2 protein-coding genes are annotated in these 2390 nt (G+C 62.1%); one reads left to right on the plus strand and one right to left on the minus strand.

Annotated elements, in window-relative coordinates:
* A partial coding sequence (locus tag AAC083_RS09955) for an NAD(P)-binding protein (protein WP_375134754.1) occupies positions 1-1360 on the minus strand: 1360 nt, incomplete at its 3' end.
* A 403-nt stretch (positions 1361-1763) separates the two neighbouring features.
* Here AAC083_RS09955 and AAC083_RS09960 point away from each other — a divergent pair.
* A partial coding sequence (locus AAC083_RS09960) for an MOSC domain-containing protein (RefSeq protein WP_146181641.1) occupies positions 1764-2390 on the plus strand: 627 nt, incomplete at its 3' end.

Here is a 2390-nt window from a genome sequence, read left to right on the forward strand (position 1 = left end):
CAGGCGCGTGGGTCTGGAACCAGAGCTGTAACTGCTGTGGCCCTACCAGCGGGTAAGAGAGTGGTTTGTGGTAGTGGCGACCGCGCAGCCAGGCATCCATATGGCGCGCCGCCTTCTTGCCGTGGCCGGTGGCGATGGTGACTGTGCGCTCGGAGGGCACCATGTCGCCGCCGGCAAAGAGGCCGGGGACATCGGTCATGAGATTGTCGGCCACCTGCACCACTCCCTCCTTGTTGACCCGCACGCCGGGGATACTCTCCAGCACGCTCAAATCAACCTCCTGACCCAACGCCAGAATGAGGGAGTCCGCTTCCAGGGTTTCAAACTGGCCGGTGGGTACCGGCTTGCCATGCTCATCCAGCGCCATCACCTCCACTTCGATGCTGGTGTTGTCGAGCTGGCGAATGGTGCGCAGCCAGTTGATCTTGATCCCCTCCTCCTCGGCTTCAAGGGCCTCGAAGGCGTGGGCAGGCATATGGTCCCGGTCGCGCCGATAGATGATCATCGCCTCTTCAACGCCAAGACGACGGGCGGTACGGGCCGCATCCATGGCGGTATTGCCGCCGCCGTAGATGGCCACCCGCCGTCCCAGTTTGGGGGGCGGCAAGCCCTGCTCTTCGGCCAGACTCGCCTGTTCGAGGAAACTCACCGCATCGAGGATCTTGCCCGCCTCCCGGGCCGGAATATCGACCCGCTTGGCCAGATGGGCGCCGATGGCCATAAAAACGGCATCAAAGCCCCCCTCGTCGCGCTCGCGCAGCACATCTTCCACCTTGTGATTGAGGGTGAGGGTGACGCCAGCGGCCAGGATGCGGGCCACCTCCCGATCCAGTACATCGCGGGGCAAACGGTAAGCGGGAATACCAAAGCGCAGCATGCCACCGGCGAGCGGCCCCGCTTCACGGATCTCCACCTGATGACCGAGCCGGTTGAGGTGCCAGGCGCAGGAGAGGCCGGAGGGACCGGCCCCGATCACCAGCACCTTCTTGCCGCTGGCAGGGGCAGGCGGCGCGGGCAGCCAACCGCGGGCCAGCGCCTCGTCGCCGAGGAAGCGTTCGATGGCGTGAATGGAGACGGCATCATCCACCTGGGCGCGATTGCAGGCGCTCTCACAGGGGTGATAGCAGACCCGGCCATGGACAGCAGGCAAGGGATTTTCTTCGATCAGGGTCTGCCAGGCCGCTTCAAAGCGGCCCGCTTCGGCCAGGGCAAGCCAGGCCTGGATGTTCTCACCGGCCGGGCAGGCGTGGTTGCAAGGTGGCAGGGCCGGCCGCCAGACGGGTAGTCGGGTACGCACCGGGCCTGTTCCCGTTTTCTGGGAGAGATCCGGCTGTGGGGTCATATCCAGTTGTTTGCTCATACATTGCTTTCTTCTTTTTGTGTGACAGGCCCTATCCGATGGCACTTGATACCGTGTAGCCGAAGCGGACGGTGGCCGGATGAGGGAAGAAGCGAAAGCGTTAGAAACTGGGAACTGAGTCGATAATGGCGGCTTTTTTGTACTGACTAGCGAATCAGGATCAAAAAATGTTGCACTTTATGGGGTCTGGAGCCCGAAACGTGACCCCTGTAACATCTTGCCCAATTGAATACAGGATGGCGTTGACCGGTTCGCCGACCGAGGGCAGACAGTATACCGCCGGCGCAGGATTGCCATGTGAGAACTGCGCCGTGCGGCGACCATGCAGGGATTGCTGCACGGGGCGGGAACCGTTATCTTGCCCCCTCTTCATCTGCACAGGCCACTGCACAAGGACTCGAACATGCCAACACTCGACAGCATTCATCTCTACCCCATCAAATCGACGGCAGGCATGCCACTGACCCGTGCGCAGGTGACCGAAGAGGGACTGGCAGGGGATCGCCGCTACATGGTGGTCAAACCGGACGGCACCTTTATCACCGCCCGCACCCATCCCCAGCTACAACAAGTCGTCGCCACCCCCATCGAAGGCGGCTTGCAACTGCGCTATACGGGCTTTAAACCACTGACCCTGCAAGAGGCCGACTTCAGTCGCACCCCGCAGGCCACCGGGGTCTGGGGCGATCGCTTCACCGCCCTGCATACCGACCCAAAAGCCGATGCGTGGTTGAGCAAGGTGGCAGGGGAAACGGTGCAGCTGCTCTGGCTAGGTGAAACCTCTGACCGTTTTCGCGAAAAAACCGGCACCCGGGTCAGCTTTGCCGATGGTTATCCGCTGCTGCTGATAAGCCAAGCCTCCCTTGAGGATCTCAACCTGCGCTCCGATGCCCTACACCAGATGAGCCAGTTTCGCACCAATCTGGTGGCAAGCGGCACTCGGCCCTTCGAGGAGGACAGCTGGGTGCGTATTCGCATCGGCGAGGTAGAGTTTCGGGTCGACAAACCCTGCAGCCGCTGCATCATGACT

Origin of the sequence: Aeromonas sp. HMWF014 (genome assembly GCF_963878295.1) — a bacterium.
Taxonomy (GTDB): Bacteria; Pseudomonadota; Gammaproteobacteria; order Enterobacterales; family Aeromonadaceae; genus Aeromonas; species Aeromonas popoffii.